The following is a 4,305-nucleotide window of genomic DNA, read 5'->3' on the forward strand; positions in this document are numbered from 1 at the left end:
GACGGCGGCGGCCGCGGTGGGCTTGGGGACCTTGGCCCGCACGGGAGGAGCGGCCACGGCTTGCGCCGCCGCCGCCGCCGGAGTGGGGCCGCAGGGGCCGGTGTCGCGCGCCTGCGGGTCGGGTTCGGCGAAGACGAGCCCGACCACCTTCGGGAACAGCCCGTCGTAGCGGTTGACGACCTCCAGATACGCGCGGGTCCGCTTCAGGCGGGAGAGGCTGAGCGCGTAGCCGAGGACGGAGGCCTCCCGGGGCTTCCAGCTCACCGCCCGCTGGAACCAGTCGGCGGCGGCCTCGAACTGGCAGGCATTGTAGGCGTACCAGCCCAGCGCCTGCGCGCCCTCCCCCGAGCCGGTGGCGAGGACGACCTTGGCGAAGCGGTCGAGCCGCTCGGGCTCCACGGCCGCCCCCGCGCTCTCGCCCAGGGACCGCTCCATCATGTCGACGTAGAGGGAAAGGTTCGTCACGGAGGCGGCGCGCCACGCGAACACGACCTCCTCCGCCTCCCGACCCTGGCCCATCGCCCGCAGGGACAGCGCGAGCCCCGTCGCCACCGCGGCGTCGCCGCCCCGGCTCTGGGCCAGCTTGAACCACTCCAGCGCCTCCCGGAACTGGCGGCGGTGATAGGCGTACCAGCCGAGCAGGGCGATCTGCGACGGCTGGCCGAGGCGGCGGGCCTGATCGGCGACCGTGGTGAGATCGGCGGGCTCGATCCGCCCGGACGGTTCCCCGCGCAACGCCGCCACCATGCGGGCCCGCGTCACGTCGGGCCGGATCGCCCCGAACTCGTCGGTGCCGTCCGCGCCCCGGCCGCCGATGGCCAGGAGCGGCTCGACGGCGGCGATCGGCATCGCCGCCATGGCCTTCTGCACGGTCGCGAGGCGCAGGGCCGCGTCGGTCTGGGCGTCGAGGCGCTGGCGATAGATCGCCGAGGCCTGGGCGAGGTCGCCCTTGCGGGCATAGGCGTCCGCCAGGGTCCAGGCGATGTCGATGTCGAGAGTCTGCACGGGCTCCTGCGAGGCCTTCACCCGGGCGATGAAGTCGTCCCAGGCCCCGTCCCGCACCGCCGCGCGGGCGGCGCTGCGCAGGGTCCCCCGGTTCAGCTTGCGCGCGAGATCCTCCGAGGGCTGCCAGCCGGGATCCGCCGCCTGGCGCACGCTGATGGCGGTGCGCAGCTCGTCGAAGCGGCCGGCCGTGAAGAGGTCCCACATCGGGGCCTCCTCGGGCGGGCTCGGCTTCAGGGTGTCGAGGTCGGCCGGGACGGTCCAGTTCGGGTAGCGGCGGCGCAGCCGCGCGATCTCGGTCTGGACGCGCTCGCCCTGGCGCTGGGCCGCGTAATAGCGCAGCGCGCTCTCGTCGATGATCTCGGCGCCGCCCGCATTCTGGGGGGTCTCGAGGATCACGGGCGCCCGGCGCTCGTCGAGCTGGAGCACGCCGGTGCGCACGGGCGCCGGCTGGGCCTGCGCGACGACGGACCAGCCGAGGCCGCCGACGACGGCGAGCAGGACCGGGCGGGGCCCGCGCGGGCGGGTCAGCGGCCGAGGCATGTCCGGTACCTCATGGTGGCGGCCGCCAGGGCCAGGAGATGGAGGGTGGCCGGGTAGTAGTTCTCGCCCGGGGCGGGCTCCCGCATCCCGGGAGGCAGCGGCGTGCCGTCGACCGCGCAGGCGACCAGGGCGGGGATCGCCGCGTAGCCGGGCTCGCCCATGCGCCCCGCAACGGCCCCGCTCGCGGTGTCGACGATCGGCAGTCCGGCCGGGTCGGGCTCCGCCCAGAGCGCCAGGAAGGGCGCGTAGTCGCGGCGCTCCGCGACGCCCGCCATGGCGAGATAGAGCGGAACCCTCACGGCGTTGTAGGAGAAGTGCGGCGGGAAGCCGGAGGCGGGCTGGGGCTGGCCGCCCCGCATCGAGATCCATTCGGTGGGGAGTTTCGCCTCGCCGAAACGCGCCCGCAGGACGAGGTCCCGGCCGGCCGCGCCGAGCCGGTCCCAGTCGAATTCCGGCGCGACGGCGGCGAGCCGGGGCAGGGCCGGGAAGACCCAGTACGACAGGTTGACGACCGGCCCGTCCGGCCGGTCCTCCGCGGAGAAGCCGCTCATCGCCGGAAGCAAGAGCGGAGGGCCCTCGCTGCGGAAGAGGACGGTCCGTCGGGCGATGTCCACGGCGATGCGGCGGGCCGCCAGGCGGTAGCCCTCGTCGGCCCAGCCCTCGCCCGCCTCGACCAGCGCCCAGGCGACGAGGATGTCGCCGTCGGTGGCGTCGTTCATGTCGGCGACGGCGGGCCGCTTGTCCGGCTCCCAGCGCCAGGCCAGCAGCGCGTCGTCGCGCACCATCAGGTTGGCCCGGGTCCAGCCCCAGATCCGCTGGAAGGCGTCGCGGTCGCCGGCCGCCACGGCCAGCAGCAGGCCGTAGCCCTGGCCCTCGCTGTGGCTGATCCGGCCGTTGGCCGTGTCGACGACGCGGCCCTGGTCGGTCACGAACCGCGCCTTGTAGCTGCGCCAGGCCGCCGTCGGGCCGAGGCTGTTCAGCAGGGGCGCGCCCTCGCTGGCCCCGGCGGCCGGCCGTGCCTCGGTGGGCTCCGACGGCGCCTGCGCCGGTGCGGGCGTCAGGCTCAGCGCGAGGGCCAGGGCCGTCGCCAGGGCCGTCGAGCCGACGAGGGCGCGTACCCGGCAGGGGATCATCGCTCCTCCTCCCGATTGGTGTTGGCGGCCCGCGGCGCCCGGGGGGCCGGGGCGTTGGCGCGGCCCACGTCGCGCAGCATCGCCGTGGTGCTGAGGCCGAGGCTGACCGCGGCGGCGAACAGGATCAGCACGAAGACGCTCGGATTGGTCGAGAACCAGCCGGCGACGACGAGGCGCAGGTTCGCCAGGGAGATCGGGACGCTCTCGACGATGCGGACCTGCTTCGCGTCGTGGACGGCGAGCGTCCCGTCCTCGGCGTCGAGGGTGGCGAGGCGGCCCCCGATCCGGCTCCAGATCGACGGGGTGGTCAGGCAGAGGACCGAGGCCTGGAGGGTGGCGGCGTTCGGCGCGGTGACGACGGTCAGGAGCCCGTTCGGGTCGCGCCCGGGCAGGCCCTGGCCGATGACGAGGGAGGCCTGCGGGTCCACCTCGATCACCGGCTCGCGCACCTGATCCTCCGCCCAGGCGACCGCGGCGGTCCAGCTCTCCCGTGCCGCGGCGCCGAGCCGGGCGGTGAACGCGCTCGCCCGGTCGGCGAGGCGCGCGGGCGGAGACAGGGTGCCGTTCCAGTCGGCGACGAAGTCGCGCTCCTCCCGCTCGCCGGAATCGGGGTGCGCCCGCGACGGTCCGGGGCCGGCGGCGCGCGGGCCCGGGGCCGGCAGCGCGCAGGCGGGGGGGCGGTCGTTGCGCAGCCGGTCGAGGCTCGCGCCGTCCATGGCGGCGAGGCGGCGCGTCGGCTCGCCCAGCGGCACGGTCGCCGCCCGCCCCTCCCAGATCTGGCGGATCTGGTCCGGGTTCAGGCCCACCATGCGCAGGATCTCGGGCTCGAGGGCCCGGGCGGGCGCTACCACCACCGTCGGGCTGCGTCCCTCCAGCGCGCGATCGTTGGCGAGTTCGAAGTCGAACGGGCGCTGGGCGGAGACCGCCATCTGCACGGCGAGCGTCGCCGCGGCCGACATCGATTCCCGGTCCGGCGTCGGCACGACGAGGCGCGGGCGCTGGTCGGGCGCGGCCTTCGTCAGGCCGCCGGCCAGGGTCGCCGCCAGATCCGGCAGGCGCAGGGCCCGGGCCAGCGGCGGCACCGTGACGGTCGAGCGGTCGAGCAGCAGGAAGCGCCGCCGCGCGGTCCCCTCCTCGCAGACGCGGTCCGAGGCGGTCGGGAGCAGGGCCTTGATCTCGACCCGGTTGCGCCCGGGCCGCCAGCGGCTCAGCGGCAGGGCGATCGCCTCGTCCCGGAAGATGTCCCCGTCGGCGCGGGCCAGGGGCACGCTGGCGACGTTGCGGCCGTTGAGGTCGACGATGATCTGGGCCCCGATCTCCAGGCCGGCAGCGTAGCCGCCCGCGAGATCGAGGGTGATCCGGTCGTAGTCCGCCGGCACGAAATCCGTCGGCAGGGTCACGTCGAAGCCGGTCCGGAACAGGCGGCCGGCGAAGTCCCGGCTCTGCAGCCCGAAGCGCGACAGGGCGAGGGTCTCGCCGCCCTGGGCCGGCACCCCGCGCGCCTGGGCCAGGGCGCTCAGGCCCTGGGGGCTGCCGAGCGGGTCGCGCGGGGCCGTCACGCCCACGATCCGCTGCGCCGCCTCGATGTCGGCGGGGCCGTCGCCCGCCAGGGTGATGCGCGCGGCCC

At 75.9% G+C, this 4,305-nt stretch carries 3 protein-coding genes; all 3 read right to left on the reverse strand.

The window, feature by feature from the left end; genetic code table 11:
- Window positions 1-1,545 (reverse strand): hypothetical protein (locus LW587_RS23625; protein ID WP_232632014.1); only part of this gene is annotated, 1,545 nt, incomplete at its 3' end.
- The gene (locus tag LW587_RS23630) at window positions 1,530-2,678 is read right to left on the reverse strand and encodes a glycosyl hydrolase family 8 (protein WP_232632015.1); all 1,149 of its coding nucleotides are present in this window, start codon (window positions 2,676-2,678) and stop codon (window positions 1,530-1,532) included. The genes LW587_RS23630 and LW587_RS23625, both read right to left, overlap by 16 nt.
- The coding region (locus tag LW587_RS23635; protein WP_232632016.1) for a cellulose biosynthesis cyclic di-GMP-binding regulatory protein BcsB at window positions 2,675-4,305 on the reverse strand (1,631 nt) is incomplete at its 5' end. The genes LW587_RS23630 and LW587_RS23635, both read right to left, overlap by 4 nt.

The organism is Methylobacterium sp. Leaf118 (genome assembly GCF_920984675.1).
Classification (GTDB): domain Bacteria; phylum Pseudomonadota; class Alphaproteobacteria; order Rhizobiales; family Beijerinckiaceae; genus Methylobacterium.